The 18475-nt window shown below is 51.2% G+C and carries 18 protein-coding genes and 1 tRNA gene; 11 read left to right on the plus strand and 8 right to left on the minus strand.

Going from position 1 to position 18475, the window contains the following annotated elements:
• Positions 1-16: 16 nt before the first annotated feature.
• Genes WG31_RS11425 through WG31_RS11435 form a run of 3 tightly spaced genes read right to left on the minus strand, consistent with a single transcriptional unit; the run spans position 17 to position 2519 of the window.
• The gene (locus WG31_RS11425) at positions 17-811 is read right to left on the minus strand and encodes a metal ABC transporter permease (protein WP_035352349.1); all 795 of its coding nucleotides are present in this window, start codon (positions 809-811) and stop codon (positions 17-19) included.
• Complete coding sequence (locus tag WG31_RS11430; protein WP_063354596.1) at positions 811-1617, minus strand: metal ABC transporter ATP-binding protein; 807 nt, start codon at positions 1615-1617, stop codon at positions 811-813. The genes WG31_RS11425 and WG31_RS11430 overlap by 1 nt, the downstream gene beginning before the upstream one ends.
• A complete protein-coding gene (locus tag WG31_RS11435) occupies positions 1617-2519 on the minus strand; it encodes a metal ABC transporter solute-binding protein, Zn/Mn family (protein ID WP_063354597.1) in 903 nt (300 codons plus the stop codon). The genes WG31_RS11430 and WG31_RS11435 overlap by 1 nt, the downstream gene beginning before the upstream one ends.
• 130 nt (positions 2520-2649) lie before the next feature.
• Here WG31_RS11435 and WG31_RS11440 point away from each other — a divergent pair, with 130 nt between their 5' ends.
• Positions 2650-3213 carry a Fur family transcriptional regulator gene (locus WG31_RS11440; protein WP_035352352.1) on the plus strand — a complete coding sequence of 188 codons (564 nt, stop codon included), beginning with the start codon at positions 2650-2652 and terminating at the stop codon, positions 3211-3213.
• A gap of 188 nt (positions 3214-3401) precedes the next feature.
• Positions 3402-3755, plus strand: a complete 354-nt coding sequence (locus WG31_RS16100) for a hypothetical protein (protein ID WP_035352372.1) — start codon at positions 3402-3404, stop codon at positions 3753-3755.
• A 159-nt stretch (positions 3756-3914) separates the two neighbouring features.
• Here WG31_RS16100 and WG31_RS11450 read toward each other — a convergent pair whose 3' ends face one another.
• A complete protein-coding gene (locus WG31_RS11450; protein WP_006117303.1) occupies positions 3915-4613 on the minus strand; it encodes a hypothetical protein in 699 nt (232 codons plus the stop codon).
• 318 nt (positions 4614-4931) lie between these two features.
• Here WG31_RS11450 and mtnA point away from each other — a divergent pair, with 318 nt between their 5' ends.
• The 4 genes from mtnA to WG31_RS11470 all read left to right on the plus strand — a co-directional run bounded on the left by mtnA (position 4932) and on the right by WG31_RS11470 (position 8888).
• Positions 4932-6029 carry an S-methyl-5-thioribose-1-phosphate isomerase gene (mtnA, locus tag WG31_RS11455; protein ID WP_063354598.1) on the plus strand — a complete coding sequence of 366 codons (1098 nt, stop codon included), beginning with the start codon at positions 4932-4934 and terminating at the stop codon, positions 6027-6029.
• A gap of 118 nt (positions 6030-6147) precedes the next feature.
• Entirely contained in the window at positions 6148-6663 is a 516-nt protein-coding gene (gene ybaK / locus WG31_RS11460; RefSeq protein WP_035352354.1) for a Cys-tRNA(Pro) deacylase, read from the plus strand.
• Between the two features lie 145 nt (positions 6664-6808).
• A complete protein-coding gene (locus tag WG31_RS11465) occupies positions 6809-7735 on the plus strand; it encodes a DUF2272 domain-containing protein (RefSeq protein WP_035352356.1) in 927 nt (308 codons plus the stop codon).
• A 112-nt stretch (positions 7736-7847) separates the two neighbouring features.
• Complete coding sequence (locus WG31_RS11470; protein WP_063354599.1) at positions 7848-8888, plus strand: cysteine synthase A; 1041 nt, start codon at positions 7848-7850, stop codon at positions 8886-8888.
• A gap of 72 nt (positions 8889-8960) precedes the next feature.
• On the opposite strand, the gene guaA is transcribed toward WG31_RS11470, so the two are convergent.
• Positions 8961-10562 (minus strand): glutamine-hydrolyzing GMP synthase, encoded by a 1602-nt coding sequence (gene guaA / locus WG31_RS11475; RefSeq protein ID WP_019087904.1) that lies wholly within the window; start codon positions 10560-10562, stop codon positions 8961-8963.
• Between the two features lie 219 nt (positions 10563-10781).
• Here guaA and WG31_RS11480 point away from each other — a divergent pair, with 219 nt between their 5' ends.
• Positions 10782-11234 (plus strand): hypothetical protein, encoded by a 453-nt coding sequence (locus tag WG31_RS11480; RefSeq protein ID WP_063354600.1) that lies wholly within the window; start codon positions 10782-10784, stop codon positions 11232-11234.
• Positions 11235-11307: 73 nt separating this feature from the next.
• Positions 11308-11384: transfer RNA gene (locus WG31_RS11485), tRNA-Arg, on the plus strand.
• 113 nt (positions 11385-11497) lie between these two features.
• Here the strand turns inward: WG31_RS11485 and WG31_RS11490 are convergent.
• A complete protein-coding gene (locus tag WG31_RS11490) occupies positions 11498-12898 on the minus strand; it encodes a sugar porter family MFS transporter (protein ID WP_063354601.1) in 1401 nt (466 codons plus the stop codon).
• Positions 12899-12977: 79 nt separating this feature from the next.
• Positions 12978-14225 (minus strand): lytic transglycosylase domain-containing protein, encoded by a 1248-nt coding sequence (locus WG31_RS11495; RefSeq protein ID WP_063354602.1) that lies wholly within the window; start codon positions 14223-14225, stop codon positions 12978-12980.
• Between the two features lie 265 nt (positions 14226-14490).
• On the opposite strand from WG31_RS11495, the gene WG31_RS11500 reads away from it, so the two are divergent.
• Positions 14491-16086 (plus strand): L-lactate permease, encoded by a 1596-nt coding sequence (locus WG31_RS11500; RefSeq protein WP_063354603.1) that lies wholly within the window; start codon positions 14491-14493, stop codon positions 16084-16086.
• Positions 16087-16171: 85 nt separating this feature from the next.
• On the opposite strand, the gene WG31_RS11505 is transcribed toward WG31_RS11500, so the two are convergent.
• Positions 16172-16474: a putative quinol monooxygenase gene (locus tag WG31_RS11505; RefSeq protein WP_035353687.1), complete on the minus strand. Its 303-nt coding sequence runs from the start codon at positions 16472-16474 to the stop codon at positions 16172-16174.
• A 149-nt stretch (positions 16475-16623) separates the two neighbouring features.
• Here WG31_RS11505 and rfaD point away from each other — a divergent pair, with 149 nt between their 5' ends.
• The gene (gene rfaD, locus WG31_RS11510; RefSeq protein ID WP_063354604.1) at positions 16624-17604 is read left to right on the plus strand and encodes an ADP-glyceromanno-heptose 6-epimerase; all 981 of its coding nucleotides are present in this window, start codon (positions 16624-16626) and stop codon (positions 17602-17604) included.
• Positions 17605-17628: 24 nt separating this feature from the next.
• Positions 17629-18468 carry a prolipoprotein diacylglyceryl transferase gene (gene lgt / locus WG31_RS11515; protein ID WP_063354605.1) on the plus strand — a complete coding sequence of 280 codons (840 nt, stop codon included), beginning with the start codon at positions 17629-17631 and terminating at the stop codon, positions 18466-18468.
• The last annotated feature ends 7 nt before the right edge of the window (positions 18469-18475 follow it).

Consider the following 18475-nt stretch of genomic DNA (forward strand, 5'->3'; position numbering starts at 1 on the left):
GGGCTAGCTAGATTTTTTAGCCGCCCCGCAAGCGGCAAAACAGACTGGCGGTTATAAATACACCGCCACCTAACGCTGCAATCCAAAATGCTGTAGGGCAATTGGTGTACCAAGCCAACACCAAACCCAACCAAGCTTCCAGCAACGCAAGTAACGTTGCAATGCCCATTCCCAATAAAGGTGAAAAACCCATACGCAAACTTGCTGCGGCAGGCGCAATCATAAGCGTAAATACCAGCAAAACACCTGTGATCTGGGCACATTGCGCTGTAGCTACAGCAACAATCATGAGAAAAAGAATATCAAGCAGGCGCATATTCACACCCCGCGCCTCTGCCTGCTCTGGCTGAAGCGATGCAAAAAGAAGCGGCCTTGCCACAAATGCCAGCGCTATCAAACAAGCTACGGAAAGAACACCCAGCCAGCCTAACATAGAAGACCCGATACCCAGAATATCACCAAAAAGCAGTGCTGTGGCTGAACTGGCAGAATGGGTTAGAAAATGCAGGCACAGCGCCCCAAAACCCATGGCGACAGAAAGCACTAGTCCGATTGTTACGTCTCGGCCTACCAGCCTATCTCCCGCCAACCCTATGGCAACACCGCCACCAACAGCACCAAGCCCAAGTCCAAGCAAAGCGGGCTGACCTAACAGAAGGGCTGCAGCGGCTCCGGCAAATCCTACGTGCGAAAGCGCATGGCTGGCAAAGCTTTGCCCACGCAAGACAAGAAACCACCCCACAGGCCCACACACCAGCGCCGCCAAAAACGCCGCCAGAAAAGCGGTGCGCATAAATTCATACTCAAGCATCAAGCACTATGCCCCACGCACATACAGGACTGAAGTGATGCCCCACCACCTTCTGCCACAACAAATAATCTGTTTCCCGCCTTAATCACCTCAACCGGTGCGCCGTAAAGTGCACTGAGTGTTTGGGTTGTCATCACATCTTCCACGCGCCCCAGCACTGCCTTGCCATGCGCCATGTAAAGAACATGATCCATCAACCCCATAAGAGGGTTGATATCATGGGTAGACATGAGCACCGTTATATTCCTGTCTCGTGCCAGTGTATGAATACGTTCTGCTGTTTCACGCATACGAGCAGGATCTAGGCTGGCCAAAGGCTCATCAAGCAACAAGATATGTGGATTATCCAGCAATGCCTGCGCCAACATGAGCCGCTGCCTTTCTCCCCCGGAAAGAGAGCCTACCGGTCGCTGCGCTAGATCCTGCGCATCTACTGCGGCCAAAGCTGCATCAATATCCGCTCTAGCCCGTTTGCCGTAAAATGGCAGGCCCCATTTCCAGCCCTGCTGCGCAGCGGCAACTGTGCTCCAGCCGCTAAGTTGTGCAGCCACCATAGCGCGCACCTGAGGCATATACCCTATAGGCATACGGCCCTTTTGCACCGGCTGACCTTCTATCCATATTTGGCCAGCTGAAAGTTTTTCCAACCCCAGAAGAGTTCTAAACAGGGTTGTCTTTCCAGCCCCATTTCCACCCAAAACAGCCACAAAACTGCCTGCAGGAATTGTAAAACTGATATTATCCAGCACTGTTTTTTTCTGGCGTAACAAAGTTACGCCAGCCACTTGCACAGCAGAAGATGACATTACGGCGCAACACCAAGCAAATGCGCAATTTGCGTAAGAGTTGAACTGATCCATATCTGCCAATGCGTATCCTGCGGCATAATTTCCGCTAGCGGCAGAATAGGCACATCTGCTTTATGGGCCAGATCTATCAAACGTTTGCTGGCTGGTTCTTCCACCTGCACATTATAGGCAAGTAGCCGTAGTTTTTTTTGAGCAAGATCTTGCTCAAATGCAGCAACAGCAACAGGTGGAGGTTCAACATCATTCATGATTGCAATCTGAAAGGCATTTTCCTTCATGTCCAAACCAAGGTAACTGGCCAGCGGGGTAAATAGAGGTTCTGTTGCGGCCACAGCCATACCTTGCACATGCGAGCGTAATGCTGCGGCCTGGGCCTGTACGCTGGCAATATCAGCCCCCAACTTCCGAGCCCGCTCAGCATATGCTTTTGCGTGTGCTGGATCTGCTTGCTCGCACGCTTTTCCAAATCTTTGAGCAAAATCTGCCACAGCGTTCAAATCGTACCATAAATGGGCATTCCCGCCCTCGTGCCACCCAGACCATGTATCTGCACGCACATACCGCGCCTGCGGTAAAGCAGAAGCCTGCACCAAATGATCCATCCATGCATCGTATCCCGCACCATTGGCTACAACCAACGTAGCATCCGCCACACGCCGCGCATCATCCGGTGTAGGAGCATATAAATGCGGATCAACAGCAGGTGATACAAGTATAGATGTCACGTGCATGTCTGGCTCAGCAATCTGCGCAGCCAAGTCCCCCCATGTATTTTCTGCCGCCACAACAGACAAAGGGCGCGCGACCGCACTACCTGTGCCCATGTTTGCAAAACCAAGCACAGCCACCATGCCCAACAACATCCGGCGTGAAGTGCCTTTTGTTTTCATCAATTCCATACGCGTTATCCTACCATGCTTGAATGCAATGTAATATTATTACATTTTATCAGCTGCACGTCACCTCCTCACCCGCGCAAATTTGGTCTTCACCTCTCGGATCAGTTACGCTAAGAAATACAGAGAACGGATGATGAACATGCCCCACCCTACGTCTTCTTCCACAGCAACCTCAGCTCATGCCTTTCCTGCGCATATTGAGCATCAACTCGATAAAGCTACTGCTCTATGCACCCAACAAGGTGCGCGAATGACGGCCCAGCGCCGTGATGTACTCGGGCTTATTCTTATGCATGCGCGTCCAGTTGGGGCATATGATCTGCTGGAAGAACTTAAAACAGCAGAACGGCGCCCCGCCCCTCCTACAGTATATCGGGCACTCGATTTTCTACTTGAACACGGCCTGATCCACCGTATTGAACGCTTGTCTGCTTTTATTCCCTGCACCAATCTGCGCCATTGTTCTCATACGCATGAGCACTCGGAAGCCTGCTTACATACGGCCCAGTTTCTCATCTGCCGCAACTGCAAAGCCGTAACAGAAATAGCAGATACAACTGTTCTGGAAACCCTGAAACACATTTGTAAAAACGAAGACTTTGTAATTCAGAGCACCTCGGTTGAAGTGGAAGGGCTATGTGCAGAGTGTGCATCAAAACGGCCCACAAAAGAGATCCCTCATCAAGGTGCATAATGGGTAATCATCACCTGTTTTCATTACAGAATACACTACCGGGGCTGCCTCTGCCTTTTGCGAAAGAAAGACAACGTACAACCAACTCAAAACCACATCATGTTCAACAGAAGCACCGAACCGACGCGAAAGAAACGCAAACGGACTTATTCTCACTTCCGCTTCTTCCACCCTTACGCACACATTTTTTGCCAGATGAGATCCGTCTGACACGCATACCTTCCTTGGCAGCCACGCACGCCAAGGAAGCAGGCAATTTTCTGTATCATATTACTGATGCCCCCGTAGCATCTCTGTTGTTACAAAACGGGCTTCCCCTAAATAAGCGGCACCCTCTTATGCTAACAGAGCAGAACGGCATTAGTGCGTGGTTGGCAAAGATATCGGAATATCTACACGGCAATGCTTCCGAAAAAGCCGTTATCCTACGGTTGCGCCGTGTTATGGTAGAAGATGCACTTGAACCTGATCTTGACCATACGGCAGAATTTGCAAGCAACTGCTATCTGCTAAGCGGCAACTTTAATCGTACGATTAGCTAAAAAGGGAACTCTATTTTCGCATGCCATCTGCATATATTCACAGATAGATCCAGAATATTTAATTAAAAAAAGCCCACCCCGTTTTTACCGGAATGGGCTCTTTTTAAAACAACATTATTTTACTGATAAATCTCTAAACCAGATAAAATACCGTTATATTTAGGATGCCCGGGTGCGACGGGTTGTTTTAGCCTTTGTCTTCCGTGTTGCGGGTGCCTTTGCCGAAGTTTTTTCAGCCTCTGCTGCTGCCAAACGTTCATACCGTTTACGGCGACGTTCTTCCTGCACAATACGCAGCTTTTCCACGGCAGAAAGCTTCTTTTTAGCTGCGGGTTCTACAACACGCACAGTCCGCTTACGGGTTGCTGGAACTGCTGGTTTTGCAACCTTGCTGGCTGCTGTTGCTTTTGGGGTACGTGTAGCACGCACAGGTTTGGCTGCCTCAACCTTAGTAGCTGACTTTGCAGTTTTACGCGTTGATGCAGTGACCGGAGCTTTAGCAGCACGTGTTGCTTTGGTTGCACGCACCGGCTTTTCCACAACGTCTTCCGCTTTGGCTTTAGTGCGCCGCGTTGGCTTGGGGGCAACCTTGCTTTCAGCCTTAGCTGCTACTGTTTTTTTACGTGCCGTTGTTTTAGGCGCTACTGTTTTTTCTTCAGCAGGCTTACGGGCAGCAGCTTTACGCACATAAGAACGGCGTGGCTTAGGAGCTTCTGGCTCTGCTTCAAAATCAAAAAGTTCTTCTACTTCGACAACTTTTGCGCGAGATGTGCGCTTTTTGGGGGTTGCGGCGGCAACTTTACGCTTAGAAACCGTTTTACCCGCAGCAGGTTTTCGGCGGGTTCTTGTCTCACTCATTTTAACTCCCTCTCAACCTCCTTTAAAAATAAGGAGATATATAAACAAAATTTTTAAACTTCAAAACTTCTTTAACTGAAGCACATACCTACAAGAACAGGTATAGCCTTAGATTTTCATTCTACATAACAAATGCTATAGAAAATGCAAAAAAATACTTTCAGATTTAAAGATATATTTCATTCTTCTGATCTATTTACCTTAAAGATGTTCTAAATACGTTCTCAAAAATTTCATGTGCTTGTACCCTGTTGCCCAAAACAGGTAATCATCCTTATATCCTAAACGCAGACCTCTCCTTCTCACGGAACATGCTTCATGAAAATCAATGGCACCTCTTTCCGCAGTGTATGGGTTGATGAAAAAGACCTGTGGTCTATTCATATTTTCGATCAGACACGCCTTCCCTTTTCACTGGATATCCTGCGGCTTACAACTGTTCAGGATGTAGCCCATGCCATTACCAGTATGCAGGTACGTGGTGCTCCGCTTATTGGTGCTGTTGCCGCATATGGCCTAGCATTGGCATTACGCACAGACAGCAGCGATACCAGTCTTGAACAAAACGCAACCATGCTTGCAGCAACACGCCCTACCGCCATAAATTTGCGTTGGGCGCTTGAAAGAATGCTAAATACTCTCCGGCCTATCCCACCAGAAAACCGGGTATCCGCTGCTTATGCAGAAGCCCTGCGTATTTGCAATGAAGATGCGGCCCAAAATGAAGCTATTGGCAAGCATGGCCTTAAACTTTTGCAGGATCTTGCCGCCAAAAAAGAAAAAGGTCAGCGCCTGAACATTTTAACCCACTGCAATGCTGGATGGATTGCCACAGTGGATTGGGGCACAGCCTTGGCCCCTCTTTACATGGCGCATGATCTGGGCCTGAACGTGCATGTGTGGGTAGATGAAACACGCCCACGCAACCAGGGCGCAGCCCTTACTGCATGGGAACTCGGCAGCCACGGTGTTCCGCATACTGTTATTACAGATAATGCAGGAGGCCATATGATGCAGCATGGCCAAGTTGATATTGTTATTGTTGGAACAGACCGCGTAACACGCAATGGAGATGTTGCGAACAAAATAGGCACTTATCTGAAAGCTCTAGCCGCGCAGGACAATAAAATACCATTCTGGGTTGCATTACCTTCTACAACCATAGATTGGCGTATTGCCGATGGTATCCGTGATATTCCTATTGAAGAACGTGCAGCATCCGAAGTTACGCACGTGCAGGGGCGTATGACAGACGGAAAAATAGGTTCCGTGCAAATCACTCCAGATCATAGCCCTGCAGCTAACCCCGCCTTTGATGTCACACCCTCCAGACTTGTAACTGGGCTGATTACAGAAAAAGGCTGCTGCCCTGCTACAGAAAGCGGTCTCCTCGGCCTGTTCCCCAACCATACATAAAGACCATTCTGCATACCGCTATGTTGCATGGCGGTATGCAGCCTCCATGACTTGACGCTAAGAGTAACTATTGAATAAGCGGAACCATGTGCATGCCTTGCAAAAGGCACAATGCTTCATGGATTTTCCAGAAAGGGCTACCATGTCAGAAACCATTGAAACACCAACAACGCAGTTTCTGACTGCTCATGGCGTTGCCTTTACCCTGCATGATTATGATTATGTATCAGACCCCGGAAAAATTGGCCTACATGCCGCTGCTGGTATTGGTATCGACCAAAACAAGGTTTTTAAAACCCTCATGGTTGAAATTGATAAAAAGCAGATTGTTTGCGTGGCCATTCCTGTTCATAAAAAAATGGATCTGAAAAAAGTAGCCACCCTGTTTGGGGGACGCAACGCGCGTATGCTGGGTGCAGAAAAAGCCGAAGCCCTAACTGGGTTTAAGGTAGGTGGCATCAGCCCCTTTGGCGCACGCACGCAAGTACCGGTTGTATTGGACGAAAGTGTTCTCAAACTGGATACACTTTATATTAATGGCGGCGGCAGAGGTTTGGTGGTGGCACTTAAACCGGCAGACGCCATCCAGTGCGTCAATGCCCGCATGGCAGATGTAACCGTGCCTGACGCCTGATAACACAGGCGCAAAAAAGAAACAGACGCCGCACAAAAACACAAACCCTCTTCCACCCAGAACAACAGGCGCTTATTGCTATATCATTCAGACTTCCGACCAATGGTTGTCTCGCGCTCCGGATCTGCCGGAGAGTTGTTCTGGTATGGAGACGAGATTGTCACGCAAGCTTACCGTTGCCCTGCTGGCCCCTTTGTGTCTGGCAGCATGTGCCACTCAGCAACCACAGCCAGGTGCACGCCCCACCCCAAGCGCTGCTTCCAGCACCAACGCTTGGAACACAGCCAGTGGTGGCTACGGCTATGGTGGCCATGTGCCGGATTTTGCCACCCGCAATTTTGAGCCCTTTAACCGGCAGGATGTTGTTGGAATTGCCATGCGTGAATGGCGCCTGTTTGGAAGCCCGGTGAATGATGATGACCCGGAACAGCGCCCAGAACCACAAGTGGCCTCTGTTAAGCCAGAACGCGCCCCCGGCCTATGGGAACGCGTAGGAGAATACTGGTGGATTGGTATGGACCCGGACATGACCGAAACATCATGGACCGGTAAACACGATGCCAACGGCCGACTAACCGACTTTGTGCATGATGGATCTTATGCGTGGTCCGCTGCTTTTATTTCCTACGTTATGCGCGTAGCCGGGGCCAACAGCCGTTTCCCCTATTCTCCCAATCATTCTACTTACATCAACGCAGCAGCTTCTGGGCAATCTCCCATTTTGCGGGCGCAAGACCCTGCAAATTACACCCCAAAACCCGGTGATCTGATCTGCGTTGCACGTGGCCGTAGCAAAGACACTATCCGATTTTCCAGCCTACCAACATCTTACGGGTTTCCTGCCCATTGCGGCTTTGTTGTAGCAGTTGGCCAGAATGGGCAGCCTTTTGGTCGGCAGATCAGCATTATCGGCGGCAATATTGATGATGCCGTGGCCCTGACACATGTACCAACAGACACCCAAGGGCGCCTCACCTCCCCCGATGGTCAGAGCTATGATTCGCGCTATCCGTGGGCGGCGGTGCTGGAAGTGCTGTACGATGCTGAACAGGAACCAACAGCTGGCCAATAAAAAACTGCACAAGCTACCATGTTCCATCTGTTTGCCCTTGGGGCAGAATTTTCAGGTGGGGCATGATAGTCTGATCAACGCATTATAACGTGACAGCATAAGGTGTAACCAAATGACTGAAAATGCCGTTTCCACCCCTCATCCCGGCTGGACCATACTTTCTGCCGACATGCCGGGTGCTGTGGGCGGAACCCCACTAGTACGCCTGCGCAAAGCGTCTGAAGCCACGGGGTGTGATATTTACGGCAAGGCCGAATTCATGAATCCGGGCGGTTCCGTCAAGGATCGTGCAGCGCTGGCTATTATTGAAGATGCAGAACGCCGTGGCGTGCTAAAGCCCGGAGGCACCATTGTTGAAGGTACGGCAGGCAACACAGGTATCGGCCTCACACTGGTTGCCAATGCGCGCGGGTATAAATGCGTTATTGTCATGCCCGAAACTCAGAGTCAGGAAAAAATCGGCTTCCTACGTATGATTGGGGCAGACCTTCGCCTTGTACCTGCCAAGCCTTACCGTGATCCGGGCAATTATGTACACGTTTCACGCCGTCTTTCCGAAGAAAACGGATGGGTGTGGGCCAACCAGTTTGACAACATTGCCAACCGTGAAGGCCACCGCGCCACTACCGCACCAGAAATCTGGCAGCAGATGGGCGGCAAGGTAGATGCCTTTACCTGCGCTTGCGGCACAGGCGGCACGCTGGCTGGCGTAGCCTTGGGCCTGCACGATGCAGCCAAACGCGATGGCGTAGCTGCCCCCCGTATTGTGCTGGCAGACCCAGAAGGTTCTGGCCTGTATGGCTGGGTGAAAAGCAATGACCTATCTGTTTCTGGTTCTTCCATTACAGAAGGCATTGGCCAGTCCCGTGTAACGGGCAATCTGGAAGGCGCACCTATTAATGATGCCGAGCGGATTCCAGACCCGGAAGCCCTGGACATTATTTATAGCCTGCTAGGTGAAGAAGGCCTTTCCGTTGGTGGATCTTCTGGCATTAACGTGGCTTCTGCAATCCGCACCGCACGCAAACTTGGCCCGGGGCATCGGATTGTCACCATTCTTTGCGATGGTGGTGCCCGTTATGAATCCAAACTGTTCAACCCTGAATTTTTGCGGGCAAAAAATTTGCCAATCGCACCTTGGTTGAACAAGTAAGATATTTGGCAAGAAACCAATAAAAAAGGCCGGGGGCTTTACAGCCACCCGGCCTTTTTTACGATGGGAAACTTATTCCCACTCAATCGTGCCCGGCGGCTTGGATGTGATATCATACGTAACGCGGTTGATCCCGCGCACTTCGTTCACAATGCGTCCAGCAACACGGGTGAGGAAGCCCATGTCAAACGGATAAACATCTGCTGTCATGCCATCTGTGCTGGTTACGGCACGCAGAGCGCAGGCTTGATCATACGTGCGACCATCGCCCATCACACCAACAGTGCGCACAGGCAACAACACAGCAAAAGCCTGCCAAATGGCATCATACAACCCGGCAGCACGAATTTCTTCCAGAAACACGGAATCGACCTTACGCAGCAGATCCAATTTTTCCCGCGTGATGTTGCCTGGAATACGAATAGCCAGACCCGGCCCCGGAAACGGATGACGCCCGACAATAATTTCAGGAATATCCAGTTCACGCCCCAGATCGCGCACTTCATCCTTGAACAGTTCACGCAGCGGTTCAACCAGCTTCATGTTCATACGGTCTGGCAAGCCACCCACGTTATGGTGCGACTTAATGGTAACAGAAGGACCACCCGTAAAGCTGACGCTTTCAATCACATCCGGATAAAGCGTGCCCTGAGCAAGGAACTGCGCACCACCCAGCTTGGTTGCTTCTTCTTCAAACACTTCCACAAACAGGCGGCCGATGGTTTTCCGCTTGATTTCTGGATCTGTGACACCCTCCAGCGCTTTCAGGAAGATGTCTGAGGCATCACGGTGCACAAGCTGAATGTTGAACTGGCCGCGGAATGTCTTGATAACATCATCCGCTTCCCCAGCACGCAGCATACCGTGATCAACAAAAATACAAGTCAACTGATCGCCAATGGCTTCATGGATCAGTACTGCAGCCACGGAAGAATCCACGCCGCCAGAAAGACCACAGATAACCTTGCCATCACCCACTTGCTCACGAATCCGGGCAATTTCCATTTCACGGAAACCTGCCATCGTCCACGTACCGGAACAGCCCGCTACGTTATGGGTAAAGTTCTTAAGCAATGCTGCGCCATGCGGTGTGTGCACCACTTCCGGGTGGAACTGCACACCATATAAGCGGCGTCCTTCATCTGCGATAACTGCAAACGGTGCACCTTCGCTTACAGCAACTGTGCGGAAACCGGGGGGGAGTTCCACAACACGGTCACCGTGGCTCATCCACACCTGCTCACGCCCACCGCGTGCCCATGCACCACGGAACAGCGCACAATCTTCTACAATATCAACAAAGGCACGACCGAATTCACGGTGGTCTCCGCTTTCAACCTGTCCGCCAAGCTGTTTGCACATAGCCTGCTGGCCATAGCAAATACCCAGTACAGGCACGGCCATTTCAAACACCACATCTGGCACGCGCGGAGCATCCGGATTGTTCACACTGGCAGGACCACCAGAAAGAATAATACCACGGGGTGAAAACTGACGAATCCGTTCGGCATCTGCCGTAAACGGCCAGATTTCACAATACACACCACTTTCGCGCACGCGGCGGGCAATAAGCTGCGTAACCTGACTTCCGAAATCCAGAATCAGAATACGGTCATGGTGCAAGGATTCATCCAGCTTGGAAGGCGAAACAGGCGGGGTGGCATCAACAGACATGAACTGCAGGTCTTTCTGATTTCAGTGCCAGAACTGGCTTTTCCTAAGGATGTGTAACCACATATAGGGCTACACGGGCTCTCTTACAGGCGGATATAAAGCCATGCTGTCATGGCGTCACCCTAAAAACCAGAAAGGTGCGCACCTATCCTGCCTGATACCTGCCTTGCCTGTGCCATACACAAGGTACAGATTGCCAACGAAATCAGGAGTTTTTGCATGAAGCACACACGTTTTTCCTGTTGGATGAAATATGGCGCACTGACTTTGGCTGGCATTGGCTTTTTTTGCACATCGGCACAAGCAGCCAAACAACCTGCCTCTGCCGCAGATGACCCGTATGGGGAATGGATTGGCACACTGGTGCAGGATCAAGGCGAAAACTGCCCCGTTAACGGCACATCACTTATGCAGATTGAACCTAAACGCATGATTTTTGTGCCGGAAATGGGCACGCTTATCCTGCGAGGCACGCCTGATAAGAACAAACAGCACTATCATGCCCAACTTATTCTAAAAGATGCCAAAAACCAGCCGCTCCCCATGGTGTTTGAAGCCCATCCGGCTGGCGAGACGTTTGAAGGCACATACGGAACACCAGAATGTCGGGCACATGTTACGCTCCACCGCCCGGCAGACCGAAGCTGGAAAAACTTTCTTGGGAATGACTGACAAAAAAATTTCACTTTTTTACATTTTAGGGGTTGCCGACCTCACCGCCCTCGGCTAAATACCCGCTCACGGCGCACCCGTAGCTCAACTGGATAGAGCACCAGACTACGAATCTGGGGGTTAGAGGTTCGAGTCCTTTCGGGTGCGCCAGAATTTTCCAAGAAAATCTAAATTTCTTTCTGTGCAAGATTTTGCATACGAATTTGCGCTCTTGCCCTTTTAGAATGGACGCATTTTGTCTGCGTCCATTCCTATGCTTTGGTTCAAGAAACCCCGATATTCCGCAGTTTTTTGCCAGACATCAGATTCTGCTCAATTTGTTCCAAGCTGATGCCTTTGGTTTCTGGCACAAACAAATATGTCAGCCCTAAAAAGCAGGCATTCAATATGGCAATCATTCCAAAGGTGGCAGAACCACCCAGCAATGCCAGCACACTTAGAAAAGAAGCACCAACAATCATGTTGGCAATCCAGTTTGTAAGCGTGGAAAGCATAATGCCCAGATCCCTACCCTGCATCGGCTGAATTTCCGAACACAGCACCCACACAATCGGCCCGGCGGACATGGCATGCGCTACAATAAAAACCATAATCATAAACACACATGCCATGCGGGATGCCTGATCCACCATACTGCCATGCAGCAGAAGAGATAAGCACGCCATGCTCAGCACCATAATGGCAAAGCCACAATACAGAACTGGCCTGCGCCCCCACTTATCAACCAAACTAATAGCCAGGAATGTTGCCATCACATTCACCAGCCCGATCATGGCGGTACACCACATCTGTGCAGTGCCGACAAAACCTGCAAGCTGAAAAATACGCGGGGCGTAATACATCACCACATTAATACCCGCGAACTGCTGCATAATTTGCAGCAACATACCCAAACCAACCGAACGGCGAAAATTGCTGTTTGCTCGCAATAAGCTCCAGCCATTTTGCTGTGCCTGTAACTGGTTATGAATGGCTTTTATTTCCGCTCGTGCTTCCTGCGGTGTTGCGCGCAGGCTGGTTAGCACTTCCAGCGCTTCGTCCCTACGGCCACGCATCATCAGCCAACGCGGGCTATAAGGCAGAAAAAAAACACCAATAACGTAAACAACACCGGGGATGGCAATAACGCCAAACATCCACCGCCATTGTCCGTGGTAACTGAAAAACGTATCGCTTAAAAACGCCAGAAAAATACCTATCGTAATCATAAGCTGATAGGTGGAAATCATGGCGCCACGGCTGGATTGGTCTGATACCTCTGAAAGATAAAGAGGCGCAGCAAAAGCAGCCACGCCGATGGCCAGCCCCATAAGCAAACGCCCGACTATAAGCACAGGCACAGACCACGCCAAAGCGCAGAGTAAGGAGCCGGCAATAAAAACACCGCCCCCAAAAACCAGAGACCATTTGCGCCCGGTATGTCGGGTAATCCACCCAGCACATACAGCCCCTACGGCAGCGCCTGCCATCATGGCGCTGACAATCCATTCCTGCGCCAGGGTAGAGGCATGAAAATCCTGCGCCAGAAAATCTAACGCTCCGGAAATAACACCAATATCCAAACCGGACATTAAACCAGCTGTTGCAGCCAGAACACCAACAACCACAACCTTTATGGGAAAAGTACTTTCTGTTCCCTTATCAGGCATTGCTGCGTTTTCCATTTATTGTTCCACTTTGTTTTTCTGGAAGACGCAGTGGCTTTACAGGTAATTGGATCAAAAGGGAAAAGACTTTCCTTCCCTACCCTCCACGCACCTCAATACACGGCAAAGCACGCGCCCGTAGCACCTGACAAACATCTGCCGGGCCAGTATTTTGGGCCGTAATAAACTGCGCCCGATAATAAGACCGCCCCGCCACAGAAGCCTGTGTAACAGTAGGGCGCACAGATAAAGCATGCGCTGTTAACAGACGGCGTACCGAGTCTAGCATGCGCTGGGCCTCGGCATAGGATGCAAAAGCCCCAACCTGTACCGCGCCGGATGATCTTCCATGCAAAGGTGATGAAGGCAGTGTGAGAACATGCGCAGAGGTGGAAGAAGCATAATGCCTTTGTGCTGAAGGTAAATTGTAAGCCGCAGTTTGCACTGGTGTACTACGAGGCGCTACCGTAAGCGGGGTAGCTATTACCGCCTGATCTGAAATGCTAACCGGTTGGGCCTGTGCAACTTCTACAGGAGCTGCCTCTTCAACCGGTTGCGGATCAGGATGCGGCGTATCTCTATCCATCAAACAAGGGGTTGAGGGATCATACGCTGCATTAGGATCACGCAAGCAGCCATCGGCTGTGCGCGAAAGATCCGCTCGTGCATACTCTGCCACAGGAGCAGCTGCCACAGATGAACCTACGCTGGCTACCATGACAGGAGCAGAGGACGGAGCAAAACTGCCTGTTGGTGCCGTTGTTGTGCCTAAATGTGGCGTAATGGATGCAACATAATTCACCGTTTCATCCGGCAAAGGCCGCCCGGATGTTAAGTAATCATCCACGCGCTGCGGGCCTGCATTGTAGGCTGCCAAAAATCCTGGTGCGCCATAATGATCATACATCTGGCGGATATAGCCTGCGCCCGCCATGATATTATCATGCGGGTTATACGGATCTCCCCCCAGATTGAACTGGCTTTGCATATCCGCATAAGTAGCGGGCATAAGCTGCATTAGCCCCATTGCGCCAGCAGATGACGTTGTAAGCTGACCATCCAGATACTGATGCCCGCCCGATTCCTGCTGCATCACAGCGCGTATCCAGCTTTCCGGTATGGAAAAACGCTGCGATGCTTCTTTTATGTATGGCCCCCAAGGATCTTCTGCCGAACCTACAGGCCTATAGGCAGCTGGGTTGGCTTCTGATCTTTCATATGCGGCCTGATAATACGCCTGAGAGGAGGCATATCCCCCGGGTCTGACGGCAGGTGTCGCGCACCCCGCCAACCCCAGCATGAGCGCAGCATATACTATTTGCCGTTGCTGAACCCGAAAAGACACCCGCTGTCCCCTTCCGTATGAACTTCTGCCATAAGGCTTGTCCCATAAACTTGCGACAAAAAGCACGGATTACGGAACACCCCCACATCTATTACCAATATGTCATTTTCATGGAAGATGGCTGTTAAGCGGCCTTATCTAAAAGTTCCCTCATCACAACATATTGTTATAACGACATTTTTTCTTGCATCGCGCCGCAACCGCCCGCTTAAGATTGCTTTATCCCCCACATAAGAAGGGGAATAACGCCTATTCAGGAACTGCCATGTTCATACAGCCACTTGTTCCGGCGGGGCACAGCCTTGTGCTGTCATTTCTGCTCGCGGCCTCACCTATTATCGTGACACTCTTTGTTATGGGTATTCTACGCCGTCCGGCATGGCAGGCCACTCTGGGCGGCTTAATTGTCGGGTTGCTTGTTGCCACCACCATCTGGGGGCTACCAGCCAAACTGGCAGTCGCCAGCATCAGCAACGGCGTTGTATTTTCTCTTCTGCCAGTTATGTGGATCGCACTTTCTGCACTCTTTCTGTTCAATGTGGCCGTGCAAAATGGGCGGTTTGATGCCTTCCGAGACTGGATTATCCAACACGTTCCCAATGATAGGCGCATCATGCTGGTGGTGCTGGGCTTCTGCTTTAGTGCTGCATTGGAAGGCGTGGCTGGATTTGGCACACCTGTAGCCATTACCAGCGCCTTACTGATCATGCTGGGTTTTCCGGCACTGGATGCCCTTACTTATGTGCTGATCTTTAACTCCGCACCGGTAGCCTTTGGTGGCTTGGGTATTCCTGTTACCGTTCTGGGCTCTATTACAGGCTTACCAGCAGATGTGCTGGGGGCCACCATTGGGCGGCAGCTTACCCCCTTTGCTCTGCTTATTCCCTTTTACGTTATGGCGCTTTACGGCGGGTGGCGTTCCGTCCGGCAGACATGGCCTGTGCTGCTGGTAGCCGGTGGCAGCTTTGCCCTGACCCTACTGATTATCTCTGGTGCCGGGCTTTACAGCCTCAGCAACGTGCTTTCTTCCAGTGTAGCGCTTGTTGCTACCATTGGTTTCCTGCGTTTTTGGAAACCAGCATCAGACCCACAATACGCTATTGATCTCAGCGGCTTGAACAGTCAGCAAGCTGGCGCGGCTCCTGCTGTTCCCCGCTGGCAAGGATGGATTCCTTGGATCACGGTTATTGCTGTGGTGATTGCGTGGGATGCCCTGCATATTGCTAAAATTGGCACGCTGCCCATTCATTGGCCTGGGCTGGATAATGCGGTGTTTATCTCTCTTTACAAAACGCCTTATGCCGCTGTGTGGAAGTTTGAACCATTGGGCACAGGCACGGCCATTTTGGTTGCTACCATTCTAACAGCCCTGTTCACCCGCACCACGTTGCAACAATTTGGCGCGGCTGCCCGCACCACACTCAAGCAGGGTTGGCTGGCTGTCGTAACTGTTGCACTCACAATTGGGCTGGCGTTTTTGATGAACTATTCCGGCATGACCTATACTTTAGGGTATGCGGTTTCCTCCGCTGGCATGGTCTTTCCGCTGGTTTCTGTTTTCCTAGGCTGGATTGCCGTGTTCCTGACAGGAAGTGATACCTCTGGCAATGCGCTTTTCGGCAACTTGCAGGTGGCCGCAGCGCATCAGCTTTCGCTGGACCCGGTGCTGTTTGCTTCTGCAAACTCGTCCGGCGGTGTCATGGGCAAAATGATCTCCCCCCAGAACATCACTACCGGCGTATCTGTAACATCCTTGAAAGGTCAGGAAGGCACTGTGCTGGCGCGTACCTTTAAGCACAGCCTGTTTTTAACCTTCTGTATCGGACTGGTGGTTGTTTTCCAGCAGTTTGTGCTGCGATAGCAGCCTTATTTTACTCGGTAACCCAAAACAAAAACGGCCCCATACAAGTGGGGCCGTTTTTTTATGCAGATTTCAGCGTATGCGTTCAGGCACCGGGCAAAGGCTGCAAAATATGAAGCTGAATTGGCTTTTCCAACAGCGGGCTAATTTCTGCTGCAAGTGTTTTAAAATGCGGTGTTTCCATATGATCCTGCAATGCCTTACGGCTTGCCCAACGTTCTACAAAAACAAATGTCTGCGGATCATCCAGATCACGGTTGGGCACGTACTGGCTGTTGGTGCTTTCTGCACGAGATGGCTTGATGCACGCCACCATAGCCCGCGCCACTTTTTCCTCTGTGCCCGGCTTTACCTTTAAAAAAGCAACAACTGTAATTTCTTCGCTCATGCTACGGGCCTCTTTCCTGATAAATTGCAATTACGCGTAAATAGTAGGCAATATATTGCGTTCTGACTACGGGATGAAACACCACCTCTGAACACATCAGGCATTTGACAGCTTGGAGTGTGCGAAGCCGCCCATTATACTCCCGCACCATGATAGTAATTACAGGGGGAGCCGGTTTTATCGGCTCATGCCTACAGGCAGCATTGGCCGCCAGAGGGCTGGAAACCATAATTGTTGATTGGCTTGGGCAGGAAGGCAAATGGCGCAATGTGTCCCAACATGCACCAACACGCCTGATTGCCCCAGAAAACCTGGAAAATTTTCTGGCGACCACCCCCAAAATAGACACCATCTTCCATATGGGCGCTATTAGTGAGACCACCGCAACAGATGGTGATCTGGTGTGGCGCACCAATGTCGAACTCTCGCAAACACTATGGGACTGGTGCACACGCAACCGCGCAAGATTTATTTATGCGTCTTCCGCCGCCACATATGGCGCGGCGGATAAACCCGAACTTTTTAATGATGATCCGGGGCATCTCTCACAACTGCGGCCACTCAATTTGTACGGCTGGTCCAAACACGTGTTTGATCAACACGTTACCACCACGCTGGATCAGCACACACCGCGCCCGCCACAATGGGCCGGGCTAAAGTTCTTTAACGTTTACGGGCCGAACGAATACCACAAAGGCAAAATGATCTCTGTGGTGAAAGTGAAGTATGATGAAGTTAAATCTGGCCAACCCGCCCGTTTGTTCCGGTCTGATAGGCCAGACATTGCAGATGGCATGCAGGCCCGTGACTTCATATGGGTGGGTGATGTCGTAAACGTTATGCTCTGGCTGTATGATAACCCGGAGGTATCAGACCTGTTTAACTGCGGCACCGGCACAGCACGCACGTATCTGGATCTGGCTCATGCCGTGTGCGATGCCATTGGCTGCGAGCGCCAGATAGAATTTATTGATATGCCCCAAAGCTTGCGTGGGCAGTATCAATCCTACACACAAGCAGATCTTTCCCGCCTGCGGGCCGCTGGTTACACTGGCCAGTTCACATCGCTGGAAGAGGGCGTTAAACGCTACGTGCAAGATTATCTTGCCACGGATAATCCCTATCTCTGACCCAGCCATACCGGATCACCCATCATGCTTCCTGTTCTGATGTTTCCTCAGTTTAACCCGGTGCTGGTGCATGTCGGGCCATTTGCCATACGGTGGTATGCGCTCTCCTATATCATCGGCATTGTGCTGGGTATTACGCTGCTGCGGCGCTTGGTTAATCTTCCTCCGCGTGCTGGCACGCCAGAACTGGCGGATGACTTTCTGGCTTGGGTAACCCTTGGTATTCTAATGGGTGGGCGGCTGGGATACGTGCTGTTTTACCAACCCGGCTATTACATCACGCACCCTCTGGCCATGCTGGAAGTATGGCATGGGGGTATGTCCTTCCATGGCGGCGCGCTTGGCGTCATTATCGCCATGATGCTGTTTACATGGCGCCATAAGTTGAACTTTCTGGCCTTTGCAGACCGCGTTACCATTGCCGTGCCTATTGGCTTAGGGCTGGGCCGCATAGCCAACTTTATCAATGGGGAATTATGGGGACGAGAAGCTCCAGCCTCTCTGCCGTGGGCCATGATCTTTCCCGATGGCGGGCCAATCCCGCGGCATCCCTCACAACTTTATGAGGCACTGACAGAAGGGCTGCTGCTTTTTCTGGTTATGTTTGCAGCATCTCGCAAGCTCTCTATCCGTGAACGCCCCGGTTTTCTTGCAGGTCTGTTTTTGGCTGGTTATGCCTGCGCACGCAGTTTTTGCGAGTTTTTCCGGGAACCGGATTCATTCCTTGGGTTTCTGCCCGGCGGCATTACCATGGGGCAACTGCTGTGCTGCCCCATGCTGGCAGCAGGCATTGCGCTTATGGTGTATGCCAACCGCCACCCGGTTTACGAAGGCATTCCCCCAGAAGCAGAAGCCAAGCCATAATTACGCG

It is taken from the genome of Acetobacter oryzifermentans (assembly GCF_001628715.1).
Lineage (GTDB): Bacteria > Pseudomonadota > Alphaproteobacteria > Acetobacterales > Acetobacteraceae > Acetobacter > Acetobacter oryzifermentans.